Origin of the sequence: Proteiniclasticum aestuarii (assembly GCF_017368455.1) — a bacterium.
GTDB classification, from domain to species: Bacteria; Bacillota; Clostridia; order Clostridiales; family Clostridiaceae; genus Proteiniclasticum; species Proteiniclasticum aestuarii.
Window position 1 is genome coordinate 24,561 of record NZ_JAFNJU010000006.1, and the last position, 18,156, is coordinate 42,716.

Annotated in this window: 19 protein-coding genes; 17 read left to right on the forward strand and 2 right to left on the reverse strand. The window is 40.4% G+C overall.

Annotated elements, in window-relative coordinates; translation table 11 throughout:
• The first annotated feature begins 29 nt into the window (after positions 1-29).
• From J3A84_RS08595 to J3A84_RS08625, 7 genes are all read left to right on the forward strand, one after another.
• Positions 30-1,283, forward strand: a complete 1,254-nt coding sequence (locus J3A84_RS08595) for an AbiH family protein (RefSeq protein WP_342590953.1) — start codon at positions 30-32, stop codon at positions 1,281-1,283.
• A gap of 53 nt (positions 1,284-1,336) precedes the next feature.
• On the forward strand, positions 1,337-2,086 hold the full coding sequence (locus J3A84_RS08600; RefSeq protein ID WP_207599609.1) for a YecA family protein: 750 nt from the start codon (positions 1,337-1,339) through the stop codon (positions 2,084-2,086).
• Between the two features lie 26 nt (positions 2,087-2,112).
• Positions 2,113-3,108, forward strand: a complete 996-nt coding sequence (locus J3A84_RS08605) for a PDDEXK family nuclease (protein WP_207599610.1) — start codon at positions 2,113-2,115, stop codon at positions 3,106-3,108.
• A 152-nt stretch (positions 3,109-3,260) separates the two neighbouring features.
• Positions 3,261-4,055: an ImmA/IrrE family metallo-endopeptidase gene (locus J3A84_RS08610; protein WP_207599611.1), complete on the forward strand. Its 795-nt coding sequence runs from the start codon at positions 3,261-3,263 to the stop codon at positions 4,053-4,055.
• Positions 4,056-4,123: 68 nt separating this feature from the next.
• Complete coding sequence (locus J3A84_RS08615; protein WP_342590954.1) at positions 4,124-4,507, forward strand: helix-turn-helix domain-containing protein; 384 nt, start codon at positions 4,124-4,126, stop codon at positions 4,505-4,507.
• A 12-nt stretch (positions 4,508-4,519) separates the two neighbouring features.
• Positions 4,520-4,888, forward strand: coding sequence for a hypothetical protein (locus J3A84_RS08620; RefSeq protein ID WP_207599613.1), 369 nt, complete (start codon positions 4,520-4,522; stop codon positions 4,886-4,888).
• Between the two features lie 13 nt (positions 4,889-4,901).
• Positions 4,902-5,621 (forward strand): ImmA/IrrE family metallo-endopeptidase, encoded by a 720-nt coding sequence (locus J3A84_RS08625; protein ID WP_207599614.1) that lies wholly within the window; start codon positions 4,902-4,904, stop codon positions 5,619-5,621.
• An 82-nt stretch (positions 5,622-5,703) separates the two neighbouring features.
• Here J3A84_RS08625 and J3A84_RS08630 read toward each other — a convergent pair whose 3' ends face one another.
• Together J3A84_RS08630 and istA are read right to left on the reverse strand one after the other, a co-directional pair.
• Positions 5,704-6,480 carry an ATP-binding protein gene (locus tag J3A84_RS08630; RefSeq protein ID WP_207599615.1) on the reverse strand — a complete coding sequence of 259 codons (777 nt, stop codon included), beginning with the start codon at positions 6,478-6,480 and terminating at the stop codon, positions 5,704-5,706.
• Positions 6,470-8,020 (reverse strand): IS21 family transposase, encoded by a 1,551-nt coding sequence (istA, locus tag J3A84_RS08635; protein WP_207599616.1) that lies wholly within the window; start codon positions 8,018-8,020, stop codon positions 6,470-6,472. Before istA ends, J3A84_RS08630 begins: the two co-directional genes overlap by 11 nt.
• A 331-nt stretch (positions 8,021-8,351) precedes the next feature.
• On the opposite strand from istA, the gene J3A84_RS08640 reads away from it, so the two are divergent.
• Genes J3A84_RS08640 through J3A84_RS08685 form a run of 10 tightly spaced genes read left to right on the forward strand, consistent with a single transcriptional unit; the run spans position 8,352 to position 18,155 of the window.
• Positions 8,352-9,086: a GntR family transcriptional regulator gene (locus tag J3A84_RS08640; RefSeq protein WP_207599617.1), complete on the forward strand. Its 735-nt coding sequence runs from the start codon at positions 8,352-8,354 to the stop codon at positions 9,084-9,086.
• 20 nt (positions 9,087-9,106) lie between these two features.
• Positions 9,107-10,288, forward strand: coding sequence for a BMP family lipoprotein (locus tag J3A84_RS08645; protein WP_207599618.1), 1,182 nt, complete (start codon positions 9,107-9,109; stop codon positions 10,286-10,288).
• 19 nt (positions 10,289-10,307) lie between these two features.
• Positions 10,308-11,882, forward strand: a complete 1,575-nt coding sequence (locus J3A84_RS08650; RefSeq protein WP_242694105.1) for an ABC transporter ATP-binding protein — start codon at positions 10,308-10,310, stop codon at positions 11,880-11,882.
• Complete coding sequence (locus tag J3A84_RS08655) at positions 11,875-12,975, forward strand: ABC transporter permease (protein ID WP_207599619.1); 1,101 nt, start codon at positions 11,875-11,877, stop codon at positions 12,973-12,975. Before J3A84_RS08650 ends, J3A84_RS08655 begins: the two co-directional genes overlap by 8 nt.
• Positions 12,972-13,886: an ABC transporter permease gene (locus J3A84_RS08660; RefSeq protein ID WP_207599620.1), complete on the forward strand. Its 915-nt coding sequence runs from the start codon at positions 12,972-12,974 to the stop codon at positions 13,884-13,886. Before J3A84_RS08655 ends, J3A84_RS08660 begins: the two co-directional genes overlap by 4 nt.
• Positions 13,886-14,452 carry a cysteine hydrolase family protein gene (locus tag J3A84_RS08665; protein WP_207599621.1) on the forward strand — a complete coding sequence of 189 codons (567 nt, stop codon included), beginning with the start codon at positions 13,886-13,888 and terminating at the stop codon, positions 14,450-14,452. Before J3A84_RS08660 ends, J3A84_RS08665 begins: the two co-directional genes overlap by 1 nt.
• Before the next feature lies 1 nt (position 14,453).
• Positions 14,454-15,443 (forward strand): carbohydrate kinase family protein, encoded by a 990-nt coding sequence (locus tag J3A84_RS08670; RefSeq protein WP_207599622.1) that lies wholly within the window; start codon positions 14,454-14,456, stop codon positions 15,441-15,443.
• Complete coding sequence (locus J3A84_RS08675) at positions 15,440-16,198, forward strand: nucleoside phosphorylase (protein ID WP_207599623.1); 759 nt, start codon at positions 15,440-15,442, stop codon at positions 16,196-16,198. The genes J3A84_RS08670 and J3A84_RS08675 overlap by 4 nt, the downstream gene beginning before the upstream one ends.
• Positions 16,195-16,992 carry a BtpA/SgcQ family protein gene (locus J3A84_RS08680; RefSeq protein ID WP_207599624.1) on the forward strand — a complete coding sequence of 266 codons (798 nt, stop codon included), beginning with the start codon at positions 16,195-16,197 and terminating at the stop codon, positions 16,990-16,992. The genes J3A84_RS08675 and J3A84_RS08680 overlap by 4 nt, the downstream gene beginning before the upstream one ends.
• The gene (locus tag J3A84_RS08685) at positions 16,992-18,155 is read left to right on the forward strand and encodes an iron-containing alcohol dehydrogenase (RefSeq protein WP_207599625.1); all 1,164 of its coding nucleotides are present in this window, start codon (positions 16,992-16,994) and stop codon (positions 18,153-18,155) included. The genes J3A84_RS08680 and J3A84_RS08685 overlap by 1 nt, the downstream gene beginning before the upstream one ends.
• Position 18,156 lies beyond the last annotated feature (1 nt).

An 18,156-nucleotide genomic window follows, 5' to 3' on the forward strand; every position in this document is an offset into this window, starting at 1 on the left:
ATATCTTCAGCAGGAATTGAGGTGAAGTAGTGGCAGAGAAAACAGACTTTTTGTTAAAATGCATAGACTGCGGAGCTGGTTTTTTCACAGTAGGAGAACAGGATTTCTATCTCAGTAAAGGTCTTGAAACGCCTAAACGATGTAAGCCATGTCGTGATAAAAAGAAGGCCGGGCTTAAGCGAGAGAAAGAAAGAGTAGAACTCGAAGAGGTTCTTTCCGCTTTACCATTTATGCCTATTGAAAAGGCAGAAATACCTTTGAATGATTCTGCTACCTCACTTTTCATAATAGGTAATGGATTCGATATAATGCATGGTGTTAAATCCAGCTATTACAATTTTAGAGATTCTATTGGTAGAAAAAACATATTGAGATTCACATTGGAAAACTATATCAGACAAGAAGATGTATGGGGTAATTTTGAGGATGGCTTGGCATACTTGGATCGAGAAATGATGCTAGGAACTCTTGATGATTGGCTAGATGATTTTGATGTGCCTGATGAAGACGATGATGATTTTTCAGCTGCGGATTACTTTGCTGCCCAAGATATCGCTACATCCCAAATATATATTTTAACTCAAGAGCTTCCTAAGAGATTCAGAAAGTGGATAAGCACTTTAAAACCACTTAGCCTCTCGAAGCCTGTAGATAATATAATCAAAATGGATGCTCGATATATCAATTTTAACTATACTGAGTTTTTGGAAACAATCTATGGAGTACCTCAAGAGAATATTTTATATATTCATGGGGATAGAAGAGATAAGAAGAACCAGCTTGTATTGGGGCATGGGCATGACATAGAAGAAGTCTTTGAAGAATGGTACCAAGCAAATAAAAACCGTAAGGAATTTCAGCCAAGACTGTTGGAAAAAGATCGACGATATGATCATAATGACAACCCAGTTTATTTAGGATATTTCTTAAAAGACGAAACAAAGGGGAATTGGAAGAGTCAAATGAGATACGATGCAATTAATAATACTGTTGGTCTCATTGAAGATTATTATGAAAACTCAGCCAAGAAAACCAGTGAAGTTATAATCAAGAATAAGTCTTACTTCAAATCGCTGGAAGGCATCAAAAACATTGTTGTAATTGGACATTCATTATCAAAGGTTGATTATCCATACTTTAAAGAGATTATTAAGTATAATACCAGTAGCGCTGATTTGAAATGGTTCATAAGCTGGTATAGTTCAGATGGATTAAGGAAAATAACTGAATTTGTGTCAGAGATGAAAATACCAAATGAGAATGTTAAGCTTTTTAGGGTATGATTATAATTGGAATATAGGGCAACAAATGAAATTGAAATGAACGGAGAGATGCAATGAACCAATTAATACAGTATATAATCGCATTAACAAATCTATATGGAATGGTCCATAAGGATAAAATTGTAGAAATCTACAATAGCCAGAATGAAGATCAGATCAATTGTAGCGCAGTTGATAAGATATTAGCCAATCCTCCGCAAGAGTTAGAGGACAATTTCGTATTCACTCACAAGGATTACTTTGTAATGGAAACCATCATTGATAACAATGAATTTGACTTGATGCTCAGAAAGAAAGCAGATAAGCCATACTATGTTCCTGCTAAAGAGGAGCTTCTTAACTATGTTGATGAAAGTTACTTTGAGAAATCAAAGCAATATAATAATCTGCTGAGTTATCTGCAGAAGAACTTCTTTAAGCCGGGAGATGAAAAGGCTGAATGGCTGGCTGAGGATATCCAAGGAATGTGTCAGTTTGGCGTGAACATGCAGGTAATATTTGATTCCTTCAACAAAATGAAGATAAGCTTTGAAGACATGAACCAGACTAATGAAGTCATGCAGCTCATTATGGATCTCTCAAATAACATTAGGATATGGGAAAACAACGGCCACACTCCAAATGAAATCTTTGAGAAGTTTGAAAAGCCAAACCTGAGACCACTTCCGGATAAGCCATTTGACTTTGGTGGATCTAATGTAATCGACATGAAGTCGAGACAGAAAATTGGCAGAAACGATCCATGCCCTTGTGGGTCTGGAAAGAAATATAAGAAGTGTTGTCTGGGGAAAGATGAAAGTTAGCATACATAAAGGAGGTGCCGCCAACAATGATCATACCAATCAAGACTGATGCAAATATAACTGTAGATGAAATGGATATAACAGAGACCAGTTTCAAGTCTTTAAATCTTAAAGAATCACATATCGAAGAGTTCATCAGGACAAATATTGAACTTCTTTTAACTGATGAATCTCTCCTAATTATCGGAAGCCAGGTCACCAATAGTGAAAAGGGACGAAGCGATCTCACTGCTATTGATGAAAATGGAAATCTTGTTCTTATCGAGATTAAGCGTGATGTTGAGGATATCAAGTCCAGAAAAGAAGAGTTAGAGTTTCAGGCCATCCGTTATGCAGCAGGCTATGCAAAGATTAAAACACCGGAAGAACTGGTGGATAAGATATTTGCTCCATATGTTATGAGATATGCACATGAATTCGATCTTGGTGGTTTGACACCTCACGAAAAGGCTACGAGGATCCTAGAGTCTTTCCTGGAAAAGAACAATGCCATGAAAACATTTAATAAGAAGCAAAGAATTATTTTGATCGCTTCATCGTTTGACCGTCAAACCGAATCGGCAGTCGCTTGGCTCATTGCCAATCATGTAGATATCAGCTGCTTTACTTTGAAGCCTCTGAAGGTTGGAGAAGGATTGTTTTTGGAGATAAATAGATTACTCCCACCACAACTGCTTGAGGATTTCTATGTTGAAATCAGTGAAAAGAAAACTGTTGAGGTTAGGACCGAAGGGGCTACCGGTATTACTAGAACCTATCTGCCAAGAATGGATAAGCTGTTTGAGTGGGGACTTCTTAAAGCGGGAGATACAATTGTTATTAAAAACTTCGATAATTCTGAGGCATTTGTAAAAGACTCTAGATCGGTTGAATTTCAAGGGATAGTGATGACCTTTAATAACTGGGCGGAAAAAGTTACTGGATGGTCAGCGGTTAATATTTATGAGTGGACTCTTATTAAAGGTGAAACTAAAACTCTAGATCAGAAGCGCCGAGAAAAGATGGCAGAGTTAGAGGAATAATTTAGAGCAGCTGAAATGAGTAAAATGCGATATTTGAAATTTTCGAATAAAAATATCTGAAAAATCTTCCATTTGGTAATTGACGTGGAAGATATTTTCATGATACAATGTTCGCATAGAAGCATACACGCAATCTTGAAAGGGGTGGTCGATTGATCTCACTGGATTTTAGAACCAAGAAAAATGGTGTGCCTATTCTCTCAAAAAAAGAGATTGAAGATATAGCAGAGCAAGTCTTATATTCATATAAACCTACTCTTGTTACAGAACCAGGAGCTTTGGACGTAGAACTTTTCGTAGAAAGTTATGCAGGGTTGGAGATGGACTATAAAGATTTGACGCATGATGGTTCAATACTGGGCATGATTGTCTTTAACGACTGTCACATACCTGTTTATGATGCCGAGAGAGAGAAGGCAAAACGAATACCTATCAACGAGAAAACAATAATCGTTGATAACAGATTACTTGAAGAGGACCAGTTAAGGCGTGGAAGATTTACATTAGCTCATGAAACTGCTCATTGGTTTCTGCATAGGCATCTGTATTTACAAGATAAGAGTCAGATTTCTCTTTTCGATGTAATGAAAATTGAAGATAAGAAATTACCACTAATCAAGTGTCGAACGTCAGATATTGAAAGTAACGGTAGGAAAGAACTAGGTACAGATGATGACTGGATGGAGTGGCAAGCTGATTATTTGGCTTCAACCATTCTTATGCCTCAGCGGGCGTTTAGTAGAGTTGTTAAAGGCAAATTTAAATTAGCAAAACTTAAGGAAGGTTGTTATCAATTAGGTACTGACTTTGAGAAAGACTTATGGGTAGATGTTATGGCTCGTGAACTGGCGGATTTGTTTGATGTATCTTTAGCAGCTGCAAAGATTCGCTTGAAGAGCCTGGGTTTTGTAAAAGAGCAGCAAGATCACCAACAGCATTTGTTTTAAATTGCGTGAAATGTGAGAAGGCTAATACCTATAATAAGGTGTTGCTATATAGAATGGAGGTGAATTTTGTGAGTCCTAATCAATTTGGAGAATTTGTTGCAAACAAGAGAAAAGAGAAGGAAATCAGTTTAAGAGGTATGGCAGAATTGCTAGATCTATCACCAGCTTATTGGAGTGATATCGAGAAGGGAAGAAGAAACCCACCTAACCTCAATACACTTCAAGAGTTAGCGAAAATACTAGGATTAACTAATGGTGAATTTGATGAGATGGTAGATATGGCATCAGTTGACAGAGACGAGATACCGATGGATTTACCAGAGTATATCAAAGACAGTGAACTTGCCAGAACTGCACTTAGAAAAGCTCGTAAAAAGAGCGAGGCAAGTGGTACTGATTCAACTAAGAAGGCATGGGAAGACTTTATTAAAGCGCTGGATGATGAAGAATAAGGAGGGCATCGGATGACGGAGATGTTCAAAGAAATATTGCAAAGAGATTTCTATCAAGAGATATTTGACGCGTTGAATGAAGAATTAACAGATAACTATGATGAGTATGATCTCACCATTCGTGCAAATGTTGTTAATGAAGTCCTGGAAGCATCCTTGGATGACATTCAGATACTGCGGGTTTTTAATTTTAACCAGGAAGATGACGAATTTGAGTTTGATGTCCTTGTAAATTGTGACGTAGAAATCGGTGACTATTTTGCAAAAGAATCAATTCAAGAGTCAGTTCCACAGTGGTTCCAGTTAAACTGTAGCGCAGTACTTGAAGGCCATTCATTTGATAACTTTTCAATCAACAGTATAGAAGTCTACAATAAGTAAGGAGGGGTTGCCTATGAAGTTGAACAGCGATTTTGTGCCGATTATCAGCAAGAAAGAGATGGATATAGAGGCCACAAAGTTTCTGCGTAAGTATTATCCAGAAGCATTAGAGCGTCCAATGCCGGTTCCTGTTGAAGATATCGCAGAGCTTAAAATGGAACTTGAGATTGATTATGTCAATATCGATGAAGCTTGTGAAACATTAGGTATGATGATATTCTCTGATGGAGCTGTCGAGTTATATGACCCTGAAAATGACCAATATGTTCTAAGACCATATAAGAGAGGTACACTACTTGTGGAGAGTAATATTGGTGATGTAAGTAATAGAGGTCGTGAGCGTTTTACAATAGCACATGAAATTGTTCACTGGCATATCCACAAATTACGGTTTACAATGATGGGATTGAAGGATAAGTCTTTAGCAAAGGCCTGTCGATGTCCGCAAGAAAAAGCCTACAGTCCTAAAACACCTGAAGAATGGATGGAATGGCAAGCCGACAATTTAGCCGCAGCAATTCTAATGCCTGCAGAGATGTTTAGAAAGAAAGCGATGGAGATAAAGGCGAACTATAAAGTGGGTAGTAAAATCAATGATCATATGTGGTTAGGATTTAGCCCAACTATTATCAATGAACTCATCATTGATGCCTTGGCTGAAGCTTTCCATGTATCTAAACAAGCTGCGGAAATTCGTGTGAAAACATTAGACATAAAGCTCATGGGATCATAACTGAATATTCTTGTTTAGATGTACCATGAATCCGGTGCGGTGGATACCGCTTGTCCTGACTCATGATACCGCTTAATGGATATTATTCACTGGCAGATTGGTCCAGGCCATATAGTTGTCTCATGGAAATGTCCTTTTCAGGGTCTATTGGCTCTATGTGTATTTTGTAGGCATCATGAACAATTCGGTCAAGGATAGCATCAGCGAGGGGGTTTTCATCTCCACTCAACTGTTCATACCAGCCTTGGTGACGATATTGTGAGCAAATGATCGTGGAAGATTTTTTCCTCCTATGATGCAGCAATTCGAAAATATCCACAATCTGGCTTTCTGTTGGTTTAGTCAACAACCATTCATCAATGATGAGCACAATGGGATTGGTGTATTTACTCATGACTTTCTTGTAAGTTCCATTGCTTCGAGCATATTCTAAGTCGATCAAGAAATCAGGAAGACGGACATATTTTGTTTTGTAATACTGTTTGCAGGCCTCCATGCCGAAGGCACACCCAAGATAAGTCTTCCCACTACCTGTAGCCCCTGAGATGAATATATTTCTGTTATCAGCTATATATTCACACGTTGCAAGTCTCATAATAAGATCTCTGTTCAATCTACGACCGGAATTATAATCTATATCCATGATATTGGCATCGGCCTGATCGAATTCTGCATTTTTGATTAAGCGATCTAATCGATTGTTCTTTCTTCTGGTGTACTCAATATCAACCATCATCCCAAATCGATCTTCAAATGCAACTTTATTCATATGTGGATCACTTAACTGATGCCGAAAGGCATCGGCCATTCCTACCAGTTTCATTTCAATAAGTTTCTCAATTGTGCTTCTATTTATCATTTCCATTACCTCCATAATATTTTGCTCCACGGGTCATCCCATAAACATTCTTTTTCGTCTCTGGAGGGTCTGGCGGTAAGGGTTTGTCATTCGATGTTGCTAGAATATTCTTTATGATTTTTAAACTCGGACTTCCTGTGAATCCCATCGCCTTTTCACAGGCAGCTTCCAGTCTTCTCTCTCCATATTTCTTGGAAAGCTGCAGAAGTCCCATACAGGATCTGTAACCTTGCTGTTCCACCTTATAGTAGGAAAGCATGGAGTTTATGACTATAAGAGTGTGAGGACCTATTTTTTCAGCCCATTTCCTGAATCTGTTTCCGTCCCATTCCACATATCGTTGATGATCAGGAGGCATATGTTCAGGAATAGTGCTGTATTGCCCTCTACGCCCGTAGAGGCGCCTGTGCGAAGCAATACGGTTCTGGTTGTAGAAGGCCTCAATGATAGTCTCTGTAATTCTTACATCCACTTTCTTCTTGATGTATTCAAAAGGAACGGAATATAGCATTCCCTCCACGGATATGTGATAATTGAACTGAACTGTAGCTTGTTTCCAAACTGCGAGTTCATATGGGGAAGTAGGAAGTGGGAGTAAGAACGGCATTTCTTCGTTACGGAAGAGACTTAACCTGCTTCCTTCTTTCTTTTGGAACTCTTTACGGTTCAGCGCATTCAGTTTCTTCATTATGGCACTGTTTAGTTCAGTCAAGGAGAAAAACTGCTCATTACGAAGCGCTCCTACGATCCATGTGGAAATATGGCCTACTGCGCCTTCTGCATTGGGCTTATCCTTGGGGCGTCTTACCCTTGCGGGTAGGATTGCTGCACCGTAGTGCTCCGCCATTTCGTGATAGGATCTGTTCAACTTCGGTGTATACCAATCTTTATTGTGATCTACTGCAGTCCGAAGATTATCAGGCACCAGAATTTTAGCCACACCGCCAAAATAGTTATACATGTGGATATGGGCCGTAATCCAAGCCTGCTGTTTCTCATTCAAGAATCCTTCAGCATAGGCATACTGACTATAAGACATGGTTGCAACGAAGATGGAAACATCTGTAATTTCTCCCGTGTCAGGATCAATGATGTGTGCTGGATCTCCAGCCCAATCAACTTCTATCTGTTCTCCCGGCTTGCGGCTGATGTGCATTGAAGCACGATGTTTCTGTTCCTCTTTCTGGATGTGGTGACAGAACTGAGAGTACATTAGTGGAGTCTGATTGTTCATCTTGCACTCTTCCATATACTCTACCCAGAGCAGCTTTTTCGTAACACCGCTTCTCATAAGTTCCTTACGAATATATGCGAAGTCGGGTTTGGGGCTGGCGTCTTCGGGCTTGCCCGAAGGAGTGGAAAACAGCTTTGCCAGGACACCATTGGTCTGGTTTTCATCAAGCGGCCAGACAATGCCAAGTTCCTTGGCTTTCTTAAGAACTCGGCTGACTGTGGTTTTTGAGGCATGACAGCTATAGGCAATGTTTCTTTGACTAAAACCCATAGAATGCAGTCTCAAAATTTCTCGATACTCGGTCATATATATGACCTCCTTATAATATATTTACATCTTACGATGTATGAATATATTATAAGTTAACGATTTCAAAGCTGATATACCGGTATCCCAACTCTGGAATGGTGGTACTCTATGACCGGAACTACGGTATCGTTACACCGGACAGGTGGGTCAATTTATCCCGGAATACCCAGTGAGTTTGAGCTACAAGTTATATTTCAGATAATAGGCCAAAGATTTAGAAATAAAATACCGATTATGATAACGTTCCCTCTTGACTGATGGAAACGTTATCGCTATACTTAGGTAAGTGGTTATATCAACATAATGACATAAGGATGTGATGTGTGAAATGGATAATACTTATGAAATGGCCCCGAAGTATTATGTGGTCAAAAAGAAACTGATTGAGCTGATTAATAGTGAAGCTTTTGCGGAGACTCAAATGATTCCCAGTGAACGAGAACTGATGAAGCAGTTTAATGTTAGCCGGATTACAGCTAAGAGAGCTGTAGATGACTTGGTCAATGAAGGATACCTGTACCGAGTCCAGGGAAAAGGTACGTTTCTACGAGAAGAAGAGGCAGAGCATGACTTAGTCTCTATTATGAGCTGTACAGAAGACATTATAAAAATGGGGATGACTCCCACGAAAGCATTGATTAAAGAAGAGGTTATAGAGGCGGATAAGACCAGGCAGAAAAGGCTGCATCTTGCGAATAATGAGATGGTCTACATGGTGAAGAGAGTGTACTACGCAGATAAAATACCGGTGAACTACACCACTACATATCTACCAATCAAATATTTTCCTGGCATCGAGGAGCATGACTTCTCGAAGGAATCCATCTACGATGTTCTGGAAAACATCTATAATGTTAAGATTACTTCAGCGAAAAGAACGCTAGAAGCAGTTTTGGCTTTAGATGAAGTAGCCACACTGCTAGATATCAATCAAAAGCAACCGGTTATACTTTTTAGAGCCATTACCTACGGTATCGTCAATGGTCGAGAGATTCCAATTGAAACCTTTAAAAGCTATTATCGATCTGATCGATTTAAGTTTTATATCAATCAAAACAAATAAAAAACAGGGGGGAAATCAAAATGAAAAAAACTAATCTTGTGAAAAAAATTGCTGCCACTTTTATGATGTCCATCATGCTTATGACTGCCGTTGCATGTGGGTCAGTTGATGATGAGAAAAAGGATTTGGGGGTAGCTTTAATCACATCTGCTGCTGGACCCAATGATAACGGCTACAATGCTTCTGCTATTGATGGACTTGAAAAGATGAAGAAAGATATGGGCATTGATTATCGAGTTGTGGAAACTACAGATATTCCAGGAAGTCTAGATGAACTAGCTAAAGCGGGATATAAGTTGATTTTTTCATTAGAATACAATTTTGATGCACTGATTAATGGTGTAGGAGGAAGCAAGCCTCTAGCAGAGCAATATCCCGATACCACCTTCGTAGTTTTCAATGAAAACCCTAATGTGAAGGAAGATGGTACCCCAATGCATGACAATGTGGTTTCCGTGCTTTTTGATGTTCATCAAGCATCTTTCCTAGCTGGAGCTTTAAGTGTTCTAGTCAATGAGAACAAAGACGAACTTTTTGAAGCAGGAGATTATTCTTTCACTGAAGGTGACGCAGGGCGTAAGGTTGGATTTTTCGGAGGAACCAAGTCCAATGGAATCACTGTATTCTCCTATGGTTATGCAGAAGGGATCAACTATGAAGCAGAAAAGCTGGATGTTAATTATAGCTTCATCACCGATTACAACGTAGGATTTAGTGATTCTGCTGCAGGGTCCACCAAAGCTAACACATTTTACTCTGATGGAGCCAATATTATCATATCTGTAGCGGGAGCTGTGGGAGATGGGGTTACTTCAAAGGCTAAGGAAGTTAAGAAACTAGCCATAGAAGTGGATGCAAATAAAGATGCAAACCAACCTGGACATATTCTAACCAGCGTTCTTAAGAATACAGAAGTTCCTGTTTACTCTATAGCCCAGAAGTTCAAGGACGGAAACCTAAGTGAGATTGCCGGAGAAGCGCTTTATTATGACCTAGGGTCTATGGCTACAGGAATTACAGACCTGGCTACTATTGAATCTTTCGTCAAAGCTTCCGGTGAAGCCAAGTGGGCAGAAATCAAGGCTGAGATTGAAGATGTAAAGAGTAAGATTGTCTCTGGTGAGATTAAAGTCACCAACGCCCAAATCGGAGAAGAAATTGACTTTGGAAGCCTCACTCATTTAAGTACCAGCGGGAATTAAGTTAAGAGAAGGAGAAATTATGTCTAAGATCGAAACCGTAAACTTGGTAAAGAAATTCGGAGAGTTTATCGCCAATGATCATATCAGCATGAAGATCCAGGAAGGAGAGATCACTGCCATAGTAGGGGAAAATGGGGCAGGGAAAACTACCTTGATGAACATGCTCTATGGATTATTAGAACCTACCAGTGGAAAAATACTCATCGACGGCAAGGAAGTGGTCTTAAAGTCTCCGGTAGATGCCATTGCTCATGGGATTGGGATGGTGCACCAGCATTTCAAACTGGTGCCCAGCCTGACCGTCTATGAGAATATCATGTTAGGTACGGAAATTACGAAGAGTATAAAGATTGGAGACAAAAAGCTGAAGGGCTTTTTTATCAACGAAAAGAAAGAGAAAGAGGAAGTCCAAAAAGTCATCGACTTCTATAAATTTGACCTAGACCCTGATGATGTTGTGAAAAACATTTCCATTGGGGCAAAACAGAGAATAGAAATCTTAAAGATGCTTTATCGGAATGTGGATATATTAATCTTTGATGAGCCTACAGCAGTACTTACCCCGCAAGAGGTGGATGAGCTGCTGGAGAGTTTCAGAGAGCTTAAGAAACAAGGAAAGACCATAATCTTGATTACCCATAAGCTGAGAGAAGTTATGGAAATAAGTGATCAGGTCATCATCATTAAACAGGGGAAGTTAATCAATACAATGAGAACAAAGGACACCAATGCCCAAGACATTGCAACCTCCATGGTGGGAAGAGAAGTGGTGGCGAGTATTAACACAGATAAGGATGCTTCTAAGAACTCAAGAGTAATCTATGAACTCAAAGACATCAGCACGGAGTCTTCTCCTGGAGTGAAATGCTTGAAAAAGATCAACCTGACCATAAAAGCAGGAGAGATTCTGGGGATTGCTGGAGTGGAGGGGAATGGTCAGAGCGAGCTGGTTAAAGTCATAACAGGACTCATGGAGTCCACTGAAGGAGCGATTCTTCTAAATGGGCTCGACATCACGAATACCTGGCCCAAGGAGATTAGAGCCTGCGGCATTGGTATCATACCAGAAGACCGATATGCTCAGGGGTTATGTGTAGACATGTCCTTAGATGATAACTTTATTGCTGGGCAGTATAAAGACAAGGATTATTTCAATAGAGGGTTCCTGAACTTTAAGGAGATTGAAAAGAAATCCTCAGAACTCATAAACAAGTATGATATCCGCATTTCCCAACGTAAGTCCAATGTATCTTCCCTATCGGGTGGAAATGCTCAAAAGATCATCATTGCCAGGGAATTTGAGTCGAATCCCAGCCTGCTCATTGCATCCCAGCCCACTCGGGGAGTAGATATCGGATCCATTGAGTTTATACATGGAAAAATATTGGAGTTGAGGGCTAAGGATAAAGGGATTCTGCTGATCTCGAGCGAACTGACGGAGATTATGAATCTCTCCGACCGAATTGCGGTTATGTACAAGGGAGAAATTATAGGGATAGTTAATGCTAAAGACACCAGCATGAGTGAACTAGGACTACTCATGGCAGGTATACGGGTGAATCGTCCTGAAGGGGTGGTGGAAGTTGATGGATAAGGGAAATCTAAGAAGAGTCTTAATATCTACATTCATTCCCATCTTCGCTGCATTTTTAGTTGGTGCGATCATGATACTTGCCATTGGAGAAGATCCGATTCTAACCTATCGGGTCATGGTTGAGAAATCCCTGTTGAATTGGGATGGCCTCCTTAAAACGCTGCATCTGGCTTCTCCTTTGATTCTGACGGGATTAGCTATTGCAATTACCTTTAAAGCGAATATTTTTAACATGGGAGTTGAAGGTGGAGCTATTCTGGGAGGATTCTTTGCCGGAATTGCAGGATTTACCTTTAATGGTCTACCGGCGCCCCTTCATATCTTCTTGTGTCTTTTAACAGGGGCAGTGGTTGGTATGCTCTATGCATTAATCCCTGCCATTCTTAAAGCCTATTACAAGATGGATGAGATGGTGGTAACTTTAATGCTGAACTACGCTGTGGTGGTTCTAGTCACCTTCCTGTCCCAAGGTGTCTTTAGGGATCCTTCCTCAGGATATGTGGCCACTTACGCCATTTATGACAGTGCCATGTTCACGAAGATACTTGGGACCAATCTAACATACTTCTTTTTCATCTCCATGGTGGTCTTTGTGATGCTGTACATTCTGTTCAAGAAGACTAAGCTGGGTTATGAAATCACCGCCATTGGTAAGAATACAGAGTTTGCGGAAGCTATGGGCATGAAGGTTAGGCAAACCATCATTAAGATCATGCTGATCAGTGGAGCCTTAAGTGGTCTGGCGGGAGCGGGATACTTAATGAGTGAGAAATTCAGGTTCACCTTGGATTTTTCAGGGAATCCTGGTCTAGGATGGGATGGTATGCTGATTGCACTTTTGGGAGGACATGACCCTATAGGAGTGCTGATTGCCTCCATCTTCTATGCAGCCTTGAAAACCGGTAGCGAGTACATAGGTATTTATACCAATGTGCCCAAAGATATTGTAGCCATCATTCAGGGCATTCTGATCCTCTTCCTGTCAGTGAAATTTATTTCCGCACGACTGGGACTGGTGAAAAAGTTTAAAAATAGCCGTACTAAGCGTAACAAGAATGGGGAGACCAAAAAGGTAGAGGAGGAGATATCATGAATTTAGTTCAAAATATTCTATATGATACCATCTATCATGCTACTCCATTATTATTAGCTGTTCTCGGTGGACTATTCGCTTATAAGGCTAATGTGCTGAACATTGGACTAGAGGGCATGATTATAACAGGGGCTTTCTCATCATCTTTAACCATTTATCTTACGGGAAGCTATTATCTAGGAGTGTTTGTGGGAATCCTATCTACTTTAGTTGTGGGGTTGGTGTTCTCCTTCTTTAGCATCACAATGAAAAGTAACTTTATTATTACAGGATTTGGATTAAATCTACTCATGGCGGCAATTGGAACATTTGTACTGAAGTACATGAATCTATCCAATATTAATCTAAGCCAGATGATCAACGTCAATGAAATGAAAATCAGTATACCGGTAATTAATGAAATTCCAATATTATCTTCCATCTTAAGCAACCACACATTGATTACCTATCTGTCGTTCGTTCTCATCTTTGTGGTCTATCTGGTCTTGTATAAGACCAGATTTGGTATCCATCTTCGAGTGGTGGGAGAGAGTGAAGAAGCAGCAAAATCTGTGGGACTAAAGAGTAACAGGATGAAATACGCTGCTATCTTAATCGGGGCTGTGCTGTGCGCATTGGCAGGAACGAATCTATCCGCAGAGAGGCTGGCGCTCTACACGGACAACATGGTGGCAGGGCGTGGATTCATTGCGATCGCAGCCATTTACTGTGGGAAGGCAGATCCAGTGAAATCTTCTGTATATGCAATTTTATTTGGCCTGGCTAGAGCGTTGGCCATAAACTTAAGTTTATATGCAGGACCCATATCAGGATTATTTGATATGATTCCATACTTGATGATTGTTGGAGTGCTATTTATTGTATCGTATATGGAATCTAAGAAGACGAAAGTTAGGGGGTTTGGAAAGTAATGACAAAAACAGCACTGTTGATTGTAGATATGGTGAAGGATTTTACAGACCCTAGCGGTCTGGTGTTCTATCCACAAAATAGAGAAGTTCTTCCACGAATAAAGAAGGTGTTGGACAAATGCAGGGAGCACGATGTACTCACTATATTTTTCAGACATAGTTATCGAAAAGATAAGTTTGATCAGAACTTAGTGAGTATGCGTCCTAACTGCATTTCCGGGACTGGAGGCGACGAGATTGATTCCATGTTGGACGTGGACCCCGTGAAGGATTATGTCATTAAGAAGAGAAGGTATAGTGGTTTTTTCGGGACAGACTTGGATCTGATTCTACGGGAGAATGGCATTGAGCATCTGATCATCGTGGGCACGAAGACCAATTGCTGCATCCGTGCAACGGTAACAGATGCCTACTACTTAACCTATAAGGTCCATGTGGTCTCTGATTGTGTGGCCACTAATGATGAGGTGGTGAATCAGGTGCACCTTACGGATATCAGGAAATACTTTGGTCAGGTTCACACTTCAGAGGAACTCTTTGAAATGCTTGATAAAGGGGAGTTGTAGTATGTTTGATATTGTCACCAGTGGATACATGAGTATCGACAGGATTATTAAGATTAAATCCCCTCTAAAAACAGGAGAAACATCCATAATTCGAAATGCAGACAATACTAAACCGTACTACGGAGGATGTCCTATAAATGTCTCTTACCTACTGGCAAAAATGGGGAAGAACCCATTGCCTATTCTGAGAGTAGGAGATGATGAAGAGACGAAAGGGTTTCTATCTTACCTGAAAGAGGCCAATGTGAGTTTAAAGGGCCTAGAAACGATAGAAAATGAATCATCATCTAACTGTTACCTGATATCAGATGAGAGTCATGACCATGTCACCATCTTCTACCCAGGAGCGATGGATTCGAAATATGCCGCTGAACCTTCAGATGAATTCTTTAAAGATGCAAAGATGGCGTTGATTACCGTGGGTTCGTACCAGGATAATAAGCAGTTTTACAGAAAATGTCTGGAGTATAATCTTCCCATTGTGTTTGGAACGAAACTGGATTTTGATGCTTTTCCTGAGGAGTTTCTCAAGGAGATTATCCTAAACAGTAAGATTATCTTCTCGAATGAGAATGAGAGGCAAGAAATCTTGGAACTGTTCGGTATTACAAAGATAACAGATCTCTTTCGCATGGGAAAGACGAAGATTATTGTTACCACGCTGGGAGAGAAGGGGAGTGAGTATTTTCAATATGTTGAAGGTGAAGATGGAGAAAGAGATAATCAACATCAAGGGAGATTGCCTATTTATCCGGTAAAACAAGTGGTGGATTCCAGCGGGGCTGGAGACGCCTATATAGCAGGATTCTTGTATGGTTACCTCGATGGCAAGCATACTAGCGCTTGTTGCGAAATGGGTAGTGTCATGTCTTCATTTGTCATTGAAGCCGTTGGTTGTACAACTGGAGCCCCCAGCAAGAAAGACTTTGAGGGGAGATTAAAAGAATTTAAGAACATTGTTGCGATGGACAGGATTAGGGAGGAAATATGAGCACATTATATTTGAAAGCAGATCAGGAGACGATATCGAAGTATGTTATTTTTTCAGGAGACCCTTGGAGAGTGGAGATGCTGCAAAAACTCTTAGATGACCCAAAACATGTAGCATTTAGTCGAGAATTCAATACATATACGGGTACCTATCAGGGGGTTCCAATCACCATATCTTCTACAGGAATTGGAGCACCCTCTGCAGCCATTGCCATGGAAGAACTTTATGACTGTGGTATGGAAGTGGCCATTCGTATGGGTACCGTCATGGGGCTTAAGGAAGGAATGCTGGGGAAAGTCTTAATCCCCAATGGAGCCATGAGACTAGAATCTACAAGTGATTCCTATGTGCCTAAGGGGTTTCCCGCTGTGGCCAGTATTGATCTCATTAATGTTATGAATCAGAGTGTGAAAAATAATAACAGAGAGTATCTTAATGGAATCTCCGCCACTATGGATGGATTCTACAGCCAGATGAGAGAATCCAGATTATCCAAGAAGATGAACACGGATATTCTGAAGACCTTTGATGACCTTGAAAAATTCAATGTGTCTGGAGTAGATATGGAAACCAGCTTAATGCTGGTGTTAGGTAATCTCATGGATATTAAAGTGTGCAGTGTCACCATGACCACAGTGCTCAGGAACCTGTCTAAGGTGCTAGAAGGGGAAGAGAGAACAAAGGCGGAGCAGGATCTATGTAAGATTGTACTAGACGGAATTGTACTGCTGGACCAAGGAGAAAAACAGTCATGAAGAAATTAGATTTTAATAAAAAACCCATCATTGGAATGGTGCATTGTCTACCCCTACCGGGAACCATGAAGTTTAAAGACAATTTACCGGAAATTACAACCCAGGCCATACATGATGCTAAGACGCTGGAGAAAGCCGGTGTGGATGCCATCATTATCGAAAACATGGGGGATGACCCTTTTGGAGTAAAGCTTGATATTGCTCAAGTGACTGCACTTTCAGCCATCAGTGCATTGGTGGCGAAAGAAGTGAGTTTGCCCATTGGCATCGATGCTGCCATGAATGATTATGAAACATCTCTATCTTTAGCTAAAGCAATAGATGCTGATTTTGTAAGAATTCCTGTTTTTGTCGATACCGTCGAGTTTTATGGAGGGATTATTAATCCGGTAGCAAGAGAAGCCACATTGTTTAGAAAACAGATTAATGCGGAAGACATTCTGATCTTCGCGGACATTCAGGTTAAACACACCCATATGGTTCTGTCTTCAGTGTCCATAGAGGATTCTGCTAGAAGTGCCATGGACTGCGGAGCGGATGCGATTATCGTAACCGGAACCCATATCGGAGTGGAAACCCCCATGGAGATCATCAAGAAAGTTAAAAGCATTGCCAATATTCCAGTGATTATTGGCAGTGGTGTAAAAGCCATGAATATAAAGAGTCAATTGGACCTGGCGGACGGAGCCATTGTAGGGTCTAGCATGAAAGAGGGTGGCATCATTAGTAATCCTATCTCATATAAATTAGCAAGAGATGTGGTGGAAGCGAGAAACAAGGAGAGTGAAGCATAATGATGAGACCTATGAAATTAGCGGGCGAAGAGCTTATTTTTGGTGCGGGATGTTTATCCCATTTGTCTACCATGAAGGGGAATAGGGCTGTAATTGTTACCGGTGGAAGCAGTATGGAGAGAAGCGGAATATTGCAAAAGGTGATAGACTATCTTAAAGATACTGGAATTGAGAGTAAAGTGTTCTCTGGAGTAGAACCAGATCCACTCTTTAGTACAGTGATGAGAGGTAGAGACGTGATGATAGAATTTCAACCGGACTTGATTGTAGGTCTTGGAGGAGGTTCAGCTATGGACGCCGCAAAAGCAATGTGGATCTATTATGAGAATGAAGATTTTACTAGCCTAGAGGATATCCTGCCCCCAAATAATTTTCCTGAACTAAGAAAGAAAGCGAAGCTGATCTGTATTCCATCCACATCTGGTACAGCAAGTGAAGTAAGTCGGTCCATCGTCATCACAGAAGATAGTACCCATACCAAATATGGGGTTGGAAACATGGAAATGATGCCGGACTTCGCAATACTAGATCCTGAAGTTACAGTAACTCTTCCATTAAGCATCACAGCAGAAACAGGTATGGATGCGCTAACCCATGCCATGGAGGCTTGGGTATCTAGACGGGCTAATTATCTCAGTGACATTTTGGCTGAAGCTGCCATTAAGGATATATTTGAGTATTTGCCTAAAGTAATGGAAGAGCCTAAGAATCTAGACTATAGAGAGGTCATGCTAAATGCTTCCATGACGGCAGGAATGGCTTTTACTAACGTATCTTTGGGGATTATCCATTCTATGGCCCATACTCTTGGCAGTGTGTTTGAACAAGCCCATGGAAGATTAAATGCTATTCTTTTGCCTTACGTCATTGACTTTAATAGTCAAGACGAAGATACCAGAATCAAGTATAATCACTTATCTAGGGATTTAGGTTTTGATGGAGATATGGCGACACTGGTAAGACGTCTAAATGAGCAGGTAAAGATTCCTAAGACCTTAAGTGAGATTATTCCAGACGAAAAGAAGTTTAAAGAAAACATGGAACGTCTTATTGATGCTGCCTTGGCGGATGGATGTACCAAGACCAATCCGATCATTCCTACAAGAGATGAGTTCAAAGTATTGTTTAATGAAGCCTATTTTGGCAGAAAAAGTGAGGTTTGAG

Excerpts from the sequence above, each read along its gene's own strand:
- J3A84_RS08600 (WP_207599609.1), top strand. The coding sequence starts at position 1,337 with ATGAACCAATTAATACAGTATATAATCGCATTAACAAATCTATATGGA.
- istA (WP_207599616.1), bottom strand. The coding sequence starts at position 8,020 with ATGACCGAGTATCGAGAAATTTTGAGACTGCATTCTATGGGTTTTAGT.
- J3A84_RS08640 (WP_207599617.1), top strand. The coding sequence starts at position 8,352 with ATGGATAATACTTATGAAATGGCCCCGAAGTATTATGTGGTCAAAAAG.
- J3A84_RS08675 (WP_207599623.1), top strand. The coding sequence starts at position 15,440 with ATGAGCACATTATATTTGAAAGCAGATCAGGAGACGATATCGAAGTAT.
- J3A84_RS08645 (WP_207599618.1), top strand. The coding sequence starts at position 9,107 with ATGAAAAAAACTAATCTTGTGAAAAAAATTGCTGCCACTTTTATGATG.
- J3A84_RS08605 (WP_207599610.1), top strand. The coding sequence starts at position 2,113 with ATGATCATACCAATCAAGACTGATGCAAATATAACTGTAGATGAAATG.
- J3A84_RS08660 (WP_207599620.1), top strand. The coding sequence starts at position 12,972 with ATGAATTTAGTTCAAAATATTCTATATGATACCATCTATCATGCTACT.
- J3A84_RS08665 (WP_207599621.1), top strand. The coding sequence starts at position 13,886 with ATGACAAAAACAGCACTGTTGATTGTAGATATGGTGAAGGATTTTACA.
- J3A84_RS08670 (WP_207599622.1), top strand. The coding sequence starts at position 14,454 with ATGTTTGATATTGTCACCAGTGGATACATGAGTATCGACAGGATTATT.
- J3A84_RS08685 (WP_207599625.1), top strand. The coding sequence starts at position 16,992 with ATGATGAGACCTATGAAATTAGCGGGCGAAGAGCTTATTTTTGGTGCG.
- J3A84_RS08630 (WP_207599615.1), bottom strand. The coding sequence starts at position 6,480 with ATGATAAATAGAAGCACAATTGAGAAACTTATTGAAATGAAACTGGTA.
- J3A84_RS08650 (WP_242694105.1), top strand. The coding sequence starts at position 10,308 with ATGTCTAAGATCGAAACCGTAAACTTGGTAAAGAAATTCGGAGAGTTT.
- J3A84_RS08625 (WP_207599614.1), top strand. The coding sequence starts at position 4,902 with ATGAAGTTGAACAGCGATTTTGTGCCGATTATCAGCAAGAAAGAGATG.
- J3A84_RS08620 (WP_207599613.1), top strand. The coding sequence starts at position 4,520 with ATGACGGAGATGTTCAAAGAAATATTGCAAAGAGATTTCTATCAAGAG.
- J3A84_RS08680 (WP_207599624.1), top strand. The coding sequence starts at position 16,195 with ATGAAGAAATTAGATTTTAATAAAAAACCCATCATTGGAATGGTGCAT.
- J3A84_RS08655 (WP_207599619.1), top strand. The coding sequence starts at position 11,875 with ATGGATAAGGGAAATCTAAGAAGAGTCTTAATATCTACATTCATTCCC.